Source organism: Paenibacillus sp. J22R67 (assembly GCF_059692175.1).
The window spans coordinates 1,047,091-1,065,203 of record NZ_JCAUAX010000001.1; the positions used below are offsets into that span (position 1 = coordinate 1,047,091).

The following is an 18,113-nucleotide window of genomic DNA, read 5'->3' on the forward strand; positions in this document are numbered from 1 at the left end:
GCCTATCCAATCTTTTGTATACGAAGCGCCATGTAAGGTTTTCCTGGCAGGTCTACCCTACAGCTCCCACTGAACGTGCCTGGCAAAGGTCTAATAGTCATCTGCCAAGTATCGATAAGTTCTATTCGGTAGGAGTCATCCTGCCTAAGTTCTAAGTCTTTGAACGCATGCTGATGACGTCCGAAGTACAGCAGTTTGTACGTGCCTTCCTCCGCTGTTTTCATCCAATCCGCTGGCCCTTCTTCCATCACTTTTCGCAAAAAAGCAATTCGCTCTGTGCTCTCGCCATACAACTTGCCTCCGGAGGAAATCCAGGCTCTCGTTTCTCGGTTGATGAAGGACTCTCCATGCCCGACAAATCCGCCCCTTGATAAGCCCTCCCAAAAACGGTGAGTCAATTCCTCGCCGGATATATTGCCCCAACGCCTAGAGCTGTTGCCTTCATAGGATATCTCGTCGATGACAATCGGTTTGGCAACGGCTTCACGCCAAGACGTCGTTAGCTCGGCCTCCCAATGCTGAATGCTTTGATGCGTAATCCAGGGCTTGCTAAAATCATATAAACTTGAAGATTTGTACATCTTCGTGCCGTTATGAATGGACCGCAAATGCTGGTACGGATCGTATCGCTGAGTTAGCTGAAGCAGACGGTCCCACTCTGGAATTGATTTGTATTTATTGAAATCATATTCGTTGCAGAGCGACCACCACACATTCCGAAACGAGGCAAGGCGGGCGATCACATAACGCAGATAAAAGGCATCCGTATCCGCGTCCATATTATCAACGCCCCAATACCCTTTATCATAGGGATGGAATAAAACGAGATCAGCTTCTATACCAAGCTGCATGAGATCACGGATACGATCTTCCAAATGGGCGAAAAATGACGGATTAAATTGCTTTTTGTCCAGATCCTCAGGGCAAGTGCCAGCAAAGGCTAACCTTAGCGGCGGCTGCATATCCCGTGTTGGCAAAAGACACATTCTCACTTTGTTAAAAGGCGAGTTCTTCAGTGTCTGCAGGGTGAGTTCTTCCAACTCATTGCTGCCATGGTGTGTCCAGTGGTAGCAGGTTGTGCCGAACGGCATATACGGAGTTCCATCCTCATAGGCGAATAAATACTCGTCTTTTACCCGCACAGTGCCATGGTTACCGGCAGATGGCGGTGTACATAGAAACTCACCGCTTAGCCCATCAAGCTCTTCATGAATACTACGGGTCACATATCGCCAAATGCCAGGTCTATCAGGCATGAATCGAACGCGGTACGTGCCGTCACCGTCATAAAAGCCGTCTGGTTCACACATATAGTTTTTATATTGAAATCGTGCGGAGAGCTTAACGTCCAGAAAAGGATTCCCTTCAACTGGACCTTTCAATGTCAGCTCAAATTGTGCCCACTGCTCCACTTCCCGCATGCTCTGCTCAATTGCCATAGGTTCGCAATCCTCTCCTTATCGCCAGAACTATCCGTTACTTAATCCCGGAATGAGCCATTGTGGCAATGACCTTACTTTGAAAAACAAGAAACATGATCAGGTTCGGCAAGAATAACAGGAGCGCAGCTGCAGCTGCAGCACCTTGCCTAGCCACACTGTTCGCCATACCGCTCGTTAATGTTTCCACATAGAACGGGAACGTCTTCATCGTCTCATCCTGCATATAGAAGGTCGACGTGCCTGCATCCTTCCAGGCGGAGTCAAAGGCGATAATCGCAATAGTCGCAACAGCCGGCATCAGCATTGGAATTACGATACTGATAAAAAGTCTGAGTTCCTTCGCACCATCTATCCGTGCAGAATCAAGCAGCTCATCTGGCAGTTGGTCAATAAACTGCTTCATAAGAAACACGCCGGTTGGTACAGCGACGAGCGGCAACACGTGCCCCCAATACGTATCGAAGATATGCAGCTTGCTAATGATCAAATATTTAGGGATTTCAACGGTTTCCGGTACGAATACCAGCGTTAGCAAAATCGTTGCAAACACCAGTTTATGCCCCGGAAACTTATGTTTGGAAATCGCGTAAGCACACATTGCGCTTGTCATCGTGATCAAAAATACAGCCATTCCTGTGACGATTACGCTATTAAATAAATAGCGGGAGACGGGAACCGCCGTCCCTTTGGTCGTAGCAAGCAGCTCTGCAAAGTTCTGCAGCGACGGTTCCCTTACAAAGATATTTGGCGGATAGATAAACAACTCCTGATAAGGCTTGAAAGCATGGTTAATGATGTAGACGATCGGCAGCAGCATGAAGATGCTCAGCGCGACGAGAAGCACGGCCGCAAACATCTCGAATGGGCTGAGTCGCCGAATCCCCACGCGCCTGCGCCACGCGTCCAATTGACGCATTGTCCCTGCAATTTTCATTTATTCTTCTCCCTTCGTTCCGAACAGCTTCCAGCTCAGCTTTTGGGCGAAATAAACGATGGTTAGCAGACACACGGTCAAAGCCGTCGCATAGCCGAGTTCAAACCGTTTTAGTCCATAGTCATCAATATGTGTTGTAATCATATGGCCCGCATACTCCGGTGTCGGATTCATACCAGACAACGCTGTCCCGATGGATGATAGCTGAATGGCTCCAACGATGGCCATGACGGCTCCGAACAACATTTGCGGCTTCGTGGAAGGAATCGTAATGTACCAGACTTCTTCTAGACGGCTTCGAATGCCATCCAATCTGCCTGCCTCATACAATTCGGGATTCACGTTGAGAATACCCGCTAACATGCCGAGGAACCCGATCCCCATGCTCTTCCACAGGGAGACAACGACCATAGATGTCATTAGATGCTCTTTACTTGTTACCCACTGGACTGGTTCGCTAATCAAGCTCATTTTTAATAAAAAGCTATTCAAGTAACCAATTCTGTCGCTGGATAGCATAGGTGTCCAAATGATACTCATCGCAACAAGACTTGCAAGCGACGGGGTATACATGGCAAGCGTGAACCATTTACGGTACACCCCGGGCAGAATCGAAATCAGCCAAGCAAGCATGAAGGCGCACACATAGCCGCCTGAACCCACAATTAGAGCAAATGAAAGCGTATTGGGAAGCGCATATTTAATCAGAATGAGATCTTGAGAAAGCATATAACGGAAATTATCCCACCCAATAAATCGAGGTGCTTCGATCGCGTTGAAATAAGTAAAGCTAAGCGCTAAGGCGGACAAAACCGGCAGCAAAATAAAAATGATGAAACAGATCAGGAATGGGGCGATGAATAAATACGAGACCCGATATTCCCAAAGCGTTTGCAGCCCCGATATCAGCTTATTTTTTCGGATTTTGACCGGTTGAAGCGCTCTTGGAAGCACTTGCGCTTGCACTTCACTTTTTAACATACTTATCCACTCCTTCCCATGGCTTGGTAATCACGGGTAAATTCAAAGATCGTACTAATTGTCCATTGGCATCAACGAAATGAAACTCCTGCATTTTCCTCTGGATTTCCCTGTCTACTTCTTTAATTGCGGTTTCGAGCGAAGTCCGATAATTCTCCCCGCCGATGACGGTTCGAGTCCAAGCGTTCGTAAGCTCGCGCTCCATATAATAGCTGCCTGGTACTTTCCCAACTTCACGGAACCATTTCCACTGCTCCAAAATCGCTTGAAGATCTTCTTCCTTCCAAGGAAGTTTAACAAAAGAATCTACGTTGGATGTGTACCAACGGAATGTAACCCCATTGAGCGTTTCCAAGTCGAGGCCGTATTTCTCCTGCACCTCTTCAGACATCCACCATTTCAGGAACTCCCAGCTTTCTTGCGGCTTCTTCGTGTGCTTGAAGATGGAGGATGCGAATTGATCGCCGCCGTTGCCACCTGTCCACCTAGCAACCGTTCCATCCGCTTGCTTGACGCCAGGAATCGGTGCCACGCCCCATACGCCATTGAGTTCAGGTGCAGCAACAGTCAATTGGAGATAACCATTTAAGTCAGCGATACCGATCGGATAGGAACCATCACGGAAATGCTGTACGAAGTTATCGCTTCGCTGATCGATTCCGTATTTATTTTGCAAATCCGTCCACTCTTTGAAAGCTTCGAAGCCTTTGTCCGTATTGAGACCTGTTCGAGAACCGTCCTGCTTGATGTACTCCAGACCATGCATTTGCATAAATATGCTGTGTTCAACCGGCGTGAAATTCATGCCATTTTGTTGAAGCACCGGCAGCATTCGGTACATATCATCCCATGTGTCCGGGACACTAAGCCCTAGATTTTGCAGAATATCTTTCCGGTAAAACATTACAGAGAACGTTTGCGTTTCCGGAACGCCATAATAACCTCCATCATAGAAATACGGCATCCACGCCCCCGGAGCGAACTGCTTATACACTTCATCGAAATCAGGGAATTGCTTTAAATCATAAACCCCATTACGAATGGCATAATCGAACGGCGTATCATGCGGCAAACCGATACCGACGTCCGGTGCCATCCCGGCCGCATTCATCAATAAGAGCAGCTTATCATCCTTAAGCAAATTAATTTTTACTTTAATGCCCGTTTGCGGTGTAAACGATTCATTCGCCATGCTTTGCAGCAAATTTACGTAATCCCGTCCACGGTTCATCCACACATTCAGCACTTGATCATCTGTTTTTTCAGAAACCTCTTTGCTTCTAAACGAGTTGAAGAAATTGATAATCGAACCTTGGATTTTCTCGGTAAACGTCGATTCCATTTTGGGAAAAGAGTTTTGAACCGGCACGATAAAAATTCGATCAATCTGCAGCGGCTGGGAGCTAAGCTGTTTGACCAAGTCAGCGAGCTTGCCTTGCATTTTATTCATCCTGCCTGCATCATAAGGAATTTCATCCGGGTACTTTAAAAGCGTTTCAATATCTTTGCTTACCGTCACTAGCCCTTGGGACAATGCATCAGAGCGGCCATTAATTGTTATCAACTGTTCTCTTGTTGTCGCAAGATTATCATTTAGTTCCTGTAACTGCTCAACGAATCCGGGTAAATCCTTTTTGAGATCCCATGTCCGGTTTTTGTCATCTACCCCGCCAGTCAGGGTGCGTAGATCCGTGGACAGCTTAACCAATGTGGCAATGGCTTTATCCATTTCTGCGCCAGCCGAAACAACAGGAGCTTGCGTGACACGCATCGAGATGGTATTGCTTCCTTTTTCCAAATAAAACTGGTAAGGCTCGCCTTCATCATTCGCTAACTCCCGCCCTTTCCAACCTGTTGCATAAGGGAATCGATAGGCTTTTAGCTCGGAAAACGGTACTTTCCCGTTAATCATAATCGTCCTGAACGATGAGCGATTTGAAACTAGTGATTGCTGCTGGCGCAACGCTATTTTGTAGAAACCAGCTGCTGGAACATCAAAGCTCCAGCTGATTTCTTGATTTTTCGACGACCAGTGACTTCCATCCAGTGTATTGTAGCTAATTTTCCCCCGCACATAGGGACTATTGGCAATATCATTATCAAAAGCGAGCGTTATCGAGGAATCATTTTTCCACCCGACCTGCTCCGCTTCGATTACAATGGGATCGGCTTCTACAGGAGCGATATTCTTAGGCTGCTCTTTTTTCACGACTTCATAATCTGCAACAGGCACAGGAGCTTTGAAAGAAAGAGACTCTAAGGCCATTGGATCACTACCCGCCAAGCGGATCTTATGCTTGCCAGGTGTCAAATTCCAAAGGAGAGGATCTAAATAAGCACCGGACATATCACGTAATTCCCAGGTCTGCCAACTTGAGATATCGTTTGCTGCCGGACGAATTTCATCCCCATTGTCATCTTTGACAATCGGCATTTTATCCTTCCAGTGGCGATATAGTTCAAGCGACTTGGATTCGAGGTAGGGAGCAACTCCGTCAACGCTTAGGCTGAGTGCGATCGGTTTACGATCTCTCGAATCTACAAATGGATGATACGACATCTCAATCGTATACAGTCCGCCTTGAGCGACGTCCAAATCATACTCAACCCATTCGTCCCCTTTGGCCTTCCAGACCAGTACGTTATTCTTGCCATCATACGACTCTACTGCAACATTCGCATTAGGCGACTTTCCTGTCATATCCGCAGCTGATAACGTCATGCTGCCGGTATGATTGTCTTTGGCGCCTTCCTTTTTCCAACCTTCAAGTACTTCCGCATAGGTAGGTATCAGATTTTTCGGTGAATTCGATGTTGCCTCCGCGCCTCCAGACGTGGAACTTGCTTTAGGCAATGCGCCGTTGGTGTCAGCCAGTGCTGATAGTGTAGGACCCAGCACGCATATGAGGGCTAACATGACGGACATCACTGTCCGTGTTCTTAATAACGCTTTCAACTCCATCCCTCCCGCTGCACCGCTCTAGTACCACAAATTCTCAGTGGTTTCTTTATCGAAAAACAGTGCTTTCTGCATATCTATAGTTAAAACCAGCTTCTCATTGTCTTCAAAGTCATGATCTGCCTGTGCCCTGGCGATGAGCAGTTTAGGCACCCCGATGTCCAAATACAAATACATGTCCGCGCCCATTAGTTCATTCAATTTCTGAATGCCAGTAATTTGCGAATGGGGATTTGCCTCCCGAATGGCTGCATCCAAATGGATATTCTCGCAGCGTATACCCATGATGACGTTTCTGTCGACCTTCTTGTGCTTCCTCAGCATATCGGCTTGAACCTTGGGAATTCTGAGGTAATAGCGGTTGGTGTGAAATTCGAGTGAACCTTCGCTGCCTTCTTGCACTTTACCCTCGATAAAGTTGATCGGAGGCGTACCGATGAACCCAGCAACAAACATGTTGCGCGGATTGTTGTAGATCAGCTTAGGGGTATCCACTTGCTGAATCACGCCGTCTTTCATGACCACGATGCGATGCCCCATCGTCATGGCTTCCACCTGGTCATGTGTAACGTAAACCATGGTTACACCAAGCTGCTTCTGAAGCGCGATAATCTCCGTACGCATCTGAACTCTTAACTTCGCATCCAAATTCGATAGAGGCTCATCCATCAAGAAGACTTGCGGATTGCGGACAATCGCCCTTCCTAAGGCTACCCGCTGCCGCTGACCACCGGAGAGTTGTCTCGGCTTACGATCCAGGAATGGTTCGATTTCCAGTACTCTTGATGTACTTTTGACGGATTGATCGATCTCGTTCTTGGCCATTTTCCGTAGCCGCAATCCGAACGCAATGTTCTCATATACACTCATGTTCGGGTACAACGCATAGTTTTGAAAAACCATCGCGATATCTCTGTCTTTTGGCGGCAAATGATTGACTAGTTTGTCTCCAATGTAAAGCTCGCCTGAAGTGATGTCTTCTAGGCCTGCGATCATCCTGAGTGTCGTCGATTTCCCACAACCGGAAGGCCCGACCATGACAATAAATTCGCCATCTTGAATTTCCAAATTAAAATCTCTGACCGCATACGCTCTCTCTTTACCAAAACGTTTTTCCACGTGATTTAATAGAATTCGCCCCATTACTGTACCTCCTATAGGTCATATCAACAATTTGTTGATAACGGTTTCAATACGCTTGTTTTTTATTATACACCCCACTTTTGAACGCATTATAGGTGATGATTACTTAGTTATAGGGGGAATCCTGCTTTCAGTTCTTTTCTTTTGTGTAAAATAAAACAAAAAAAGCTGCTCCATATCAATGGCCAGCTCCATAAATTAACAAGAAATATCGGATTCGTCGAGTTCTTGAAAGTTTTGACGATATTGTCTTGGTGTTACCCCTGTTTTTTTACGGAAAAGCGCATGGAAAAACTTCATATCCTGATAGCCAACTTGATTGGCAATCTGGTAGATCGGGATATCGGTCGATTTCAACAGTTCACAACATTTTTGAATGCGAACATTTTGCAAATACTGAGTAAACGATAGGCCTGTCGATTTTTTAAATAATCGTTGAAAATGGCTTGCGCTAAGGAAGAAATAATCCGCCACATCCTGCACCGTAAGATTATGCGTATAACGGGATTTGATGAAATGCACGACTTCATCGAACATCCGAAATGAAGCGGTTTCCGTTTCATTGACCATCTCAAAACGTTGAAGCAATACCAACATTTGGATTAAAAGCGCTATCAAAACCGTTTCAAAGCCAGCACTCTTTTTCAAATATTCCCTATACATGTTTTGTACGATCAAAGAGAAGGTGTCGTGTTTATCCTGAAAATGCAACCAACGTGCCGAACATTGACTTGGGTTATTAATGGCATCGTAAGTTACGGAATCTTGCTGTAGCAGATATTTCCATTTATCGAGCAGTTCAACACGGAAAATGCAATTGTAGATGACCAGCATTTTGTCCTGTTTGGGAGAGGAAGGCCGGAACACATGGGACGTGCCAATCGGGATGACAAACAAATCCCCCTGCTTCACATAGATAACTTCTTCGTCAATGTAGTGGTAGCCACAACCTTCGCCAACGAAACTTATTTCTACGAAATCGTGCGTATGCTGCAGTGTTGTAAACGATTCCAATTCTCGATTTAGAAAAATATCCATCTCATTTTCAAAAAATAAATCCCCGCTTAAATGATCGATTCTTCCATTCATAGTTGTCACCTTCTCTTACAAGTATTTGTGATCTACGTATTCATGTATGTGAATCTGCAGCAAGTCGAGGAAAGCGGGAGCCCATTATAGGTGCTCCCTGCTCCGTCTTGACAACATGGTTATTGTCCCTCTTTGACCCAATCTAATGGCATACGGATGTGCTTAATTCCTTTACGCAGATAAGAGAAAGCAAGATGAATGTGATTGTCGCGTGTCGTGATAATCGATGGGTAGGAATATCCGACTTCCGATTCTTTGTATTCGAGATCAGCCATCTGCACGTTTCTGACATACGGCCAAGTGTTGCCTTCGTCCTCCGATACAGCAAGTGTAAGCGGTGTACGAAGTGGTTTTTTGCGGAATTCGCCTTTGCGCTGGACCCAACGGAACTGATCTCGCTCCATCGTTGAATTGTTATAGATTAATGCCAATTGTCCATTATGCAGCTTAACGAGCTGTGTGGAGGAATTATTATTCGGCAGTTCACTTTTCACTGGAACCGACCAGCTTTTCCCATAGTCCTGAGAAACACTTGTATAAATGCGGTCGGCTTGACGACTGCGAAACATGGCATAAAGCTTGCCTTCATCAAGTTCTACCACGTTCATTTGAACACGATGTATGCTGCCTGGCACCTCGTATTCGGTCCATGTCGCACCCGCATCAGAACTTATCAAAACAACGCTATAATGACCTTCTAGTCGGCAGTAATAGGCCGGTAACAGCCAGTCCCCGTTCTTCATCGCAAGGGGTGGATGCCGCAAGAAAATGCCTAGTCCATCCGAGAGAACCTCTACAGCGCTCCATGTTTCACCGCGATCCTCCGAGATTCTGTACACGATCCGTGACGTTTTTTGATTGTGAGGTTCATTCGACGTATGAAACAACCAAAGCTTGCCATTTGGCGCTTGAAACAGAACGGGATTTTGCTCGGATCGCTCAAGGTCATCGGAGAGCTTGACCGGAGCTGACCAGTTATTGGAACCTGCTGCTAGTCTCGACATGACGATATTCGTATCCGGATTCCCTTCCCCGCTGCCTGAAAACCAAACACATAATAAATCTCCATTATCTAATTCCAGCAAATTAGCCGCATGATTATCATTCGTATGGAAAACAGGCAGGTAAGCCTCTTGAATGGTTGAATCTGTCCCGCCATCGAGTACAGCACCGTTAAATCTACTCATGATAGGATCGCCCCCTTAATCGTCTCTAATTCCTGTAAGGGAATCTCAACTCTGCAAAGTGTGTGGTTCGAGAAAACAAGCTTGCCATCCACATATAGCCGATAGCCTTCCTCAAGATCAGAAACATTAGCATGCACGTTAGGTTTCTTGTACGTAATCCGATATTCAGTTCCAGCCACTTTCACACGATCCAGAGAGAAGAAATCTAAACCGATATCGAGTGGATCCAAAATGATGCGATCCGCTTCCACCATGAAACCAGCTACATGCGTAATCATCAGATCAATAAAAAACGAATGATTATATTCCTGCTCATCACTTAGCGGTTCGCCTGTCGCACTGTTGTAGTGCTCAACAAGACCGGGTTGATTGAGATCTCTTTTCATAAAATGTAGAAATGCGTACTCTCGCAGCGATTCCGCGAAAAATGCATCGTACTGATAACCGCTGCGTTTGCTCTCTTTCGCGAGCGCGTCTAGGGCGATTGAGTTCGTATACGGCCAGGTAGGACCATCCCATACACAGCCGTTCCGCCCTTTCACAAAATGGCCCATCCAGCCCCCATCTTTGGAATAGGCCGGACAATCCATGGAAACAGAAGGAAAGGGGCACTTCGAATTAAATTCACGTTCGTTCATTAAATGCCCGATCATTCCCTTGTAGGAATCATCGATGATTTGCGCCCAAGCTGGATAGAAGCCAACAATATTTTTCACGAGTGCTTTTTGGTCAGTCTGATAATGGAGATCGTAGAAAAACTCCGTCTCTTCATCCCACATCTTCTCAAGGATATCTTGCTTGATCCCATCTGCCAGCTGATGGTAGCGCTCCGCTTCCGAATCGCCAGCGATTTCACACATATGGGCTACTGCAAGCGTGTTCAAATAATGATATACGGTGCGATCTACTCTTTTTAGGTGGGTATATGTTTCTTTATCCTTTGGATTCTTAGGGAAATTATGAAAATACCAGTAACTCGGCTGATATTCTTTTCCCGTTCGCGTATGCTTGTATTCGATCATTAATTGATCTTGATCGGTCCCGTTAATGCGAATGGCTTCTGAAATTTGGCTTTTAAAAGCAGGAAGCATCTCGACGATCATATCCCGATTGCGCTGCACCAGGTAGAGCTGGTAAGCTGCCCAACATGTAAAGTTAGCGAATGCATGCATAACCGTGTCGACGGTAAGGCAGCTGAATTGCCCGCCCTCTCCCGGGGATTCCGCCATGTTGCGCAGGGGGCCTTCACTATATCGCCCTTCATGGTGCCATCTAGCATCCATCAAATGAAGCGGTACCGACAAGTTAATCAGTTTACTGAATTCCCATCCGCCTTTACTAAAAGGCTCTTTGCTTTTTTTATGCGATCTTCCTTCATAAAACAAGGGATGGGTCAAATTGCCGTATTGCGGATCAGACAAATTATGCCGAAGCAGAAACCAGCGATAGATCCAGGTTTTGTTGAGCAGTGCATCATTGCTTGTAAACACAGGGGTATTTTCAAACCACTCCTCATACTCCTCGCACTGTTTTTCAATAATTTGATCGGCCGTCCATCCGCCATCCGTATAAGCCGCTGCCCTGGCTTGCAGCAAGTGGGTGGCATCTTGCCCCGATATACCGAACGAAGCCGCGATGATGTACGTACCTGACTGTCCTGGCTGCAAACGCACTTCTTCATACAAGGCAGGATCGCTTACAGCAATCGCACCAGCTACATCGAAACTATAATGCGGTATCAGATACTCTCCTTGCAAATAATTTCCACTGCGCATCTGAAACGCGTCGCCGTACGTGGTTAATCGAAGCACAAGCTCTTCGCTGCTGTGGTTCGTCCAGGTTTGACAAGACACGGCACAGTCATTCCATGAAATAAACTTTTTCTCCACCAAAGAAAGGCGATGATCTGTGTAGGACATAAGCAAATAGCTGGGATACCACTCGGTTCGGCACGGCTCAAAACTCTTAATTAAACTATTTTCTACCCGATAGAGCATGGGAATGTTAACTTTGTGAATAAAATCGAATCTGCCGGAAAAGCCAGGCACCGGATCCAAATAATCCGCCCACAGCCTCGCTCCTGTCGAACCCAGCAGTAGAGCGCCGGGATGCGTGCGAAGCGTTTTCCTTCCTGCATGTAGTTGCTCGTTCAATTGATAAGCAGTCAGAATGAATCCTCCCCTATCAAGGTTAAAGTTTTGCCAATTTTAACCTTTCTAAATATATAACAAACTCATAGTAGAATAGTAGTGTAATTATTCCCAGAATATAGGTCATTCCTGCTCATATCCAAAGAAATTTTTTGGAAGGCTATCCGTTCCCTTTTCCACGTGTATGTGATATATAACTCTAGACCGTTAGCAATGATTGCTGGATATGAGTATTGTTTATCTCCTTCATCCAGCAGCTGCTCATGTTCCCAAGTAAGACCATTATCTTTGGAAAAGCTTAGAACGAGTGGTGATCGGGGTCCTTTGATCTTCCCAGGTTCTGGACGAGTCGGATTATAAACAAGTGCGAGAATGCCATTTTCCAACTTGACCAAATCAATCCCGCTATTATTATTCGGAAGCTCCGTTGCATAAGCTTGGCACCAAGTTCTTCCCCCGTCTACCGAATCACTGCGATAAATAGCCCCTTCTGTACTGCGCGTGAGCATATGCACGATTCCTGGTTCAGACTCCCATAAAGTAGGCTGAATGATACCTTTCCCCAGTAGGCCGATGCGGTCTAAAGGCACCGTTTCGCTGCGAGTCCATGTCTCGCCGCCGTCAAAGGATAGATCAACGAACGCATCCCAAGCGGGTTCGATCGATGCTGGGGCGACAAGTGTTCCATCATGCAGCACAATTGGCTTGTTCTTAACCGGCCCCCGGCCCCCTTTGTCACCTTCAACTAACGGTACCGGAGTCGACCAAGTGAACCCGTCATCCGATGAGCGCATGACCATCGTTACCCATTCGGCAATCGAGGTGCCAATTTTGTAATACAGGAACAGAACGCCATCTGCCCTGCGAAACAGGACGGGATTCCAATGCGGTACGTCCTCCTCATCCGCTGCTTTGACTGGTGGTGTCCATTGGCCGTCCACTCGGCGTGACGTCCAGATCGCAACGTCCCCGGCCTTCTCTTTCGTGCCGCCAAACCACGCAGCCAGGATGTCTCCACTCGGCAGCAGTTCTAGCGTAGATGCGTGACAGCTCAGAAAAGGTCTGTCATCTTCAAAAATAAACTCCTTCAGTTGCTGGATTTCGCTCATCTCCTATCACTCCTTGGAACAATTTCGTAGCTCTGTCCCTTTTTGGTTCCAAACACGATGACATTCGGTTCAATGTCTTCTATTCGGATTTCATACCCGTTTTGCAGGACGCATACCGGCTCTGCTGTACGCAGCAGGAAACCTTTACCAGCTGTTGAGAGGATAACGGCTCGCAGCAGCTTGCCATTCTCCCAGGCGATATCGACTTCGAACCCTCCGCGTGCTCGCAGTCCCTTTACACAACCCTTCATCCATTTCTGTGGTAGAGAAGGCAGAAATTGGACGTTGTTACCATGGCTTTGCAGCAACATTTCGGCAATTCCCGAAACACCTCCGAGATTTCCATCAATTTGGAAAATATCCTGTTTCACCTTTGGATGCCGATGCGCGTTCATCATGTTCGGATGTAAACCGGCAAGCAGTTCATTCACAAAGCGCTGCGCATGCTCCGACTCTCCAAGCCGTGCCCATAGATTGATCATCCACGCGCAGCTCCAGCCCGTATGGGCTCCGCCATGATTCAAACGTCGTTCAAGTGTGACTTTGCAAGCAGCCGCAAGTTCAGGTTCCTGATGTAAGGTAATCTGGTCCAAAGGATGCAGAGAGACCAGATGTGCGACATGACGATGTCCCGGCTCAAACTCTTCAAAATCCTCGTTCCACTCTTGGAGCTGGCCATATTTGCCTATACGGTACGGGGGCAGCCGCAATAACGCATGCTCCAATCGGCCTATAAACGGTTGATCTGTATCCGCTATAATGCCACTCGCTTCCAAACAATGGTCAAATAAATTACGGAGGAGCGCCACATCCATCGTCACGCCTTGCGTCACACTGCTTTTCTGCCCATCAGGCGCGATAAAGAAGTTTTCCGGAGACGTTGAAGGGCAAGTAACCAGGCTGCCATCCTTGGCCTCAACTAACCAATCCAAGCCAAATAGTGCCGCCTCTTTCATCACAGGATACGCTCGCTTGAGGAACATTTCATCCTGACTATATGCATAATGTTCCCAGATATGTTGGCATAACCAAGCCCCAGCCATTGGCCAAAAGGCCCAGCTTGGCGATCCCCCAACGGGAGTCGCTGTCCGCCATACATCGATGTTGTGATGGGCAGTCCAACCCTCGCAGCGATAGTTAACATTTGCTGCTTTACGACCTGTGTGCTGCAGGTCCTCTATCAGGTCGAACAACGGCAAGTGGCATTCCGCAAGATTTCCCACCTCTGCAGGCCAATAGTTCATTTCTACGTTGATGTTGGTCGTCCAACTGCTGCACCATGGCGGGCGAATGCTGTCGTTCCAAATGCCTTGTAAATTAGCCGGTTGTGTGCCGACTCTAGAGCTGGACAACAGCAAGTATCGGCCATATTGAAAAAATAAAGCAGCAAGCCCGGGATCTTCTACACCGTTTTTAATGGCTTCAATTCGGACATCCGTTGGCAGGCTGTTTCTTTCCTGGCCCCCAAGATCAAGAGAAACTTTGCAAAAGCGTGCGGCATGATCATGGATATGCCTCTCCTTCAAGAGCTCGTATCCGAGTGATGCCGCTTTTGCAAGTCTTGCTTCTCCTAACTCCAAAGGCGGTCTATCTGACAGGGCTGGGTCCTTATCGAAACCTTGGAAGCTGGTTTCAGCTGCCAGCAGGAAAGTGACCGTTCCTGTACCGCTGACACGAATCCGTCCACCACTAACCTCCAGCCTGCCTTTGTCTGTAATGACAGTCACTCGAATGTGAAACCCGATACCTTTCCCTTCCGCATAATGGACAGGGTCGGGTGACTTCACCGTATTAGGCAGAATATGAATCGGGCTGCGCCCCGTAAGAATCAATTGATTCCATGCTACTTTCTTGACTTCATATTGCAGTGGACTGCTCAGTACTGCGCTAACGCTGATGTTACGCTCGCTATGCAAGCGAATGGCCATAACTTGGTCAACCGCAGAGACGAACAGCTCTCTGGTATGGACTGCGTTATTTTGCAAATACCGCACACGGGCGATTCCTTCCGCTAGATCCAATTCCCTGCGGTAATTCGAAATTTCGCCGGTCTCTTCGAGAATAAGATCCAAATCACCAAGCGGCACGTACGATTCGATCTCCGGCCCTTGCATGTGCCGTTCGATCATCTCCTCAGCCTCGGCGTACTTGCCTGCGAAGATCATTTCACGCACAATATCCAAATACTCGGCTGCTTCTCTGTTAACTGTCTCTCTGGGTTCCCCGGACCATAACGTATCCTCATTCATCTGTATGCGTTCCCGGTCCACACCGCCATACATCATTCCGCCGAAACGGCCGTTCCCTACGGGGAGTGCTTGGAACCAAGATTTCGCTGGCTGTGCATACCATAATGCCGTACTTTTGTCTGACACCTGATCTCCCCCACCTGTTTCTATTCGTACAACCAATCCAATGTATCTATCCCATCGTTTTTGTGTTCAACATCACGTGCACGTATATCCTGATCCAAAGGAATCACACCCAGAATTAGAAAAGCTCCTTTACCAAAATCAAGCGTTTGCCGCCCAGCTTCATATTGGAAAGCGTGAATATTCACAGAAGGATACGCGTATAAGCGCAGCCCTTTGCGCAATATTGGCGCATAACCGCCTCTATCGTCCGCATGTGTGTTTTCTTCAAGACTTGGGACTTGCAGCCATTGATCATCTTTTGAATTAAAATAACCGACTAGCACTTTCGATGGCTGATTTAGTTCTATATCAATTGCTAAGCCGTGCAGGCCTGCCTGCCTTTGACTAAAACGGATACCTGTGAGCCCACTGAGCTCCTCAGCGCAGCCAACGATGTGAATATCCCCGTCCGTGAAAACCTCAACTCCTTTTTCCACGAGGTACGACTCTGCATGTTCAGACAATAAGCTAAACGGTGCCTCTGCATAGGGAACGATCGGAGCTTTTAGATTTTTTAGAGCTTCAGGCAGCGTCCCTGACTTCAGCTCTTGCACATGGAGACGGAAGGCATTTAGTTCCGCCTCATAAAGAGGCAAACATGCGCTCCAATGCCTATAATCAAGTCCTCCTCGAATCGGCACTTTCCGCTGTGGAGTCTGCATGGAGTTAGCAAACAAATAGGTTTTCTCTGTAAGCGTTGTCAGTTCGCGATAGCTGTCCAAACCATGTGCCAATTCTACCGCTGCTGCTTCCAGCAATTCGACTCGGTTAAAATACTCCCCTTTGACCGAATGCTTATAGGTTAAAATGCTAATCGCAGCCTTGACCTTATGTACATAGGCTTGCACCATATGATGGATTGCAGCCATATCGCTCGCCAATCTTTCGTATTCTTCCCTATTATGCGTCACGAAAGTGCTCGCTTGTTTAATTGCCAGTAGTGCTTCCTCCGAATGTCTCTGTGCATCGGCAATGATATCTGTCGGCGTTTCTCCAATGTGAGTTTCACCACTGAGTTCTTTAACGACGAATTCCTCCAGCCGTTCTCCTTGCGGTGATTGGGACTCCCAAAGATCCGGCCAAGGCATGTGCCGCTCTGGATTAGTGAGCTGACTCATCGTCATGCCGAGGCTCATCGTTTGGCGATTGCCTTCCGTAATGCCGAACCTGCGCAACAATTTCGGCGCGCATTCACCAGAGGCTTCATAAGCATCCAGAATTGCTTTACCTGCATCACGGCTTCCGAAGCGCTTCCCAAGCGTATCGATCCAGTAGTTCCTCTCCGCACTCGGATCACGATCTGGATTCCACGCATACCGGAACCAAGCCGCAAACCAGATCCAATCGCGTTCCAACTGACGCAGTCGCTTCTCCGTCTTATCCGGCGCATACGGCCAATCCCAGAAGAACAACGGATACAGATGCAGACCGTTTGCTTTCAGGCGATACTTGGCTGCCTGCATACATTTCTGAATAAACGAAGGAGCTCCATATCGGAATGGCTCCAAGTTCGCCAATATATGAACATTAACAATGTGAATCGTCTGCAAGGAACCTAGACGGTTGTGCGTTTCTTGCCATCTGCCTCGAGGTGTATAAGTCGTCAATGACTCACCGTTATATTTGGCTTCCGTATACAAGTTTGGATACAACGGCAGCGCAGCTTCAATGACTTTTTGCGGCTCAATGGCATGTGATCGCAGAATAATTGGCGGCTTTTCCTTCACGTTCGAATGTTTCAGCCCTTCCAACAAACCGGCAAGAATCGTTTCATTAAACCATTCCACGCCATAGATTTGCCCTTGAAGCGCTTCGCCAAGGCAGACCATCAGCCCCGCATTGGGGAATGATTGAACGAATGCAGCAATCGATTTCTTGTAGTAATCACTCGTTATAGGCAGCGGCTTCGGTTGATGAAGCTTCAGATCATGTTTTTGTGCAAAAGGCAGCGGAATATGGATGTTGTAAAACTTTAACACGACCCATATGCCTCGGCGGTCAGCTTCCTCGGTGATCCAGCGGAACGTCTCCCGATTAAAGGCTAACTCCTCTTCCGTCACTTCCAGCGCTTCAGGATAATCTTCCAACTGTACTAGGGAAGAAAACGGATGGCCGGACCACAAGTAAACCACGTTGCAGCGCTGCTCAACCATCATGTGGAGGAAGTCCTGCCATAACGCCCGGTCGTAAAACCACGGAAAGCGATCTGTCGTAATCGGGTACTCATACGTCTGACGTGGAGGTTCTACCGTCGTTTTTTGCAATCCGATGGCAGGTCCACGCAATGAGAAACGTGGTTTATCCCCATATGCGATGTCGCTTGGCAGCTTTTGGGCTTCACCAATTCGGCTTGCAAGCTCCAAGCAGCCGTACAGAACACCTGAATCGCTTCCCCCGGAAATCACCGTGATACCGCCAGGGCAAGAAGCTAAATAAAAACCTTCTCCCTCTGGAGCTTCTGTGTGATATAACAAAACGTCTCGTTCTTCCAGTTGCTGCACAAATGCCGATTCTTGGCGGTTCCCAATGTAAATTTTTAGTCCCTGCACGGATCGGTAGTTTTCCAACGACCATGGTACTTCTGCCTCAAGCACCGTATAGCCGGAGTTTTGCAACGCTTCTCTTAGTCGTTGAATACCATATTCCACACGAGGGGCAGCGTTACGTTCATAACCAAGTGTAACGGCTTTCGTAGTTGTTTCCAT

11 protein-coding genes are annotated in these 18,113 nt (G+C 47.3%); all 11 read right to left on the minus strand.

What is annotated here, in order from left to right; all coding sequences use genetic code 11:
- Positions 1 to 2 precede the first annotated feature (2 nt).
- The 11 genes from AC58VC_RS04755 to AC58VC_RS04805 all read right to left on the minus strand — a co-directional run bounded on the left by AC58VC_RS04755 (position 3) and on the right by AC58VC_RS04805 (position 18,113).
- Positions 3 to 1,439 (minus strand): DUF5605 domain-containing protein, encoded by a 1,437-nt coding sequence (locus tag AC58VC_RS04755; RefSeq protein ID WP_497367661.1) that lies wholly within the window; start codon positions 1,437 to 1,439, stop codon positions 3 to 5.
- Positions 1,440 to 1,476: 37 nt separating this feature from the next.
- A complete protein-coding gene (locus tag AC58VC_RS04760; RefSeq protein ID WP_497367662.1) occupies positions 1,477 to 2,376 on the minus strand; it encodes a carbohydrate ABC transporter permease in 900 nt (299 codons plus the stop codon).
- Positions 2,377 to 3,357, minus strand: coding sequence for a carbohydrate ABC transporter permease (locus AC58VC_RS04765; RefSeq protein WP_497367663.1), 981 nt, complete (start codon positions 3,355 to 3,357; stop codon positions 2,377 to 2,379).
- Complete coding sequence (locus tag AC58VC_RS04770) at positions 3,344 to 6,319, minus strand: extracellular solute-binding protein (protein WP_497367664.1); 2,976 nt, start codon at positions 6,317 to 6,319, stop codon at positions 3,344 to 3,346. The genes AC58VC_RS04765 and AC58VC_RS04770 overlap by 14 nt, the downstream gene beginning before the upstream one ends.
- Before the next feature lie 18 nt (positions 6,320 to 6,337).
- On the minus strand, positions 6,338 to 7,459 hold the full coding sequence (locus AC58VC_RS04775) for an ABC transporter ATP-binding protein (protein WP_497367665.1): 1,122 nt from the start codon (positions 7,457 to 7,459) through the stop codon (positions 6,338 to 6,340).
- Between the two features lie 198 nt (positions 7,460 to 7,657).
- Positions 7,658 to 8,548: a helix-turn-helix domain-containing protein gene (locus tag AC58VC_RS04780; protein WP_497367666.1), complete on the minus strand. Its 891-nt coding sequence runs from the start codon at positions 8,546 to 8,548 to the stop codon at positions 7,658 to 7,660.
- Positions 8,549 to 8,667: 119 nt separating this feature from the next.
- Positions 8,668 to 9,735: a sialidase family protein gene (locus AC58VC_RS04785; RefSeq protein ID WP_497367667.1), complete on the minus strand. Its 1,068-nt coding sequence runs from the start codon at positions 9,733 to 9,735 to the stop codon at positions 8,668 to 8,670.
- Positions 9,732 to 11,888, minus strand: a complete 2,157-nt coding sequence (locus AC58VC_RS04790) for an MGH1-like glycoside hydrolase domain-containing protein (RefSeq protein WP_497367668.1) — start codon at positions 11,886 to 11,888, stop codon at positions 9,732 to 9,734. Before AC58VC_RS04790 ends, AC58VC_RS04785 begins: the two co-directional genes overlap by 4 nt.
- Before the next feature lie 80 nt (positions 11,889 to 11,968).
- Positions 11,969 to 12,994, minus strand: a complete 1,026-nt coding sequence (locus AC58VC_RS04795; protein ID WP_497367669.1) for a sialidase family protein — start codon at positions 12,992 to 12,994, stop codon at positions 11,969 to 11,971.
- Positions 12,991 to 15,369 (minus strand): glycoside hydrolase family 95 protein, encoded by a 2,379-nt coding sequence (locus AC58VC_RS04800; RefSeq protein ID WP_497367670.1) that lies wholly within the window; start codon positions 15,367 to 15,369, stop codon positions 12,991 to 12,993. Before AC58VC_RS04800 ends, AC58VC_RS04795 begins: the two co-directional genes overlap by 4 nt.
- 20 nt (positions 15,370 to 15,389) lie before the next feature.
- Positions 15,390 to 18,113, minus strand: coding sequence for a beta-N-acetylhexosaminidase family protein (locus tag AC58VC_RS04805; protein ID WP_497367671.1), 2,724 nt, complete (start codon positions 18,111 to 18,113; stop codon positions 15,390 to 15,392).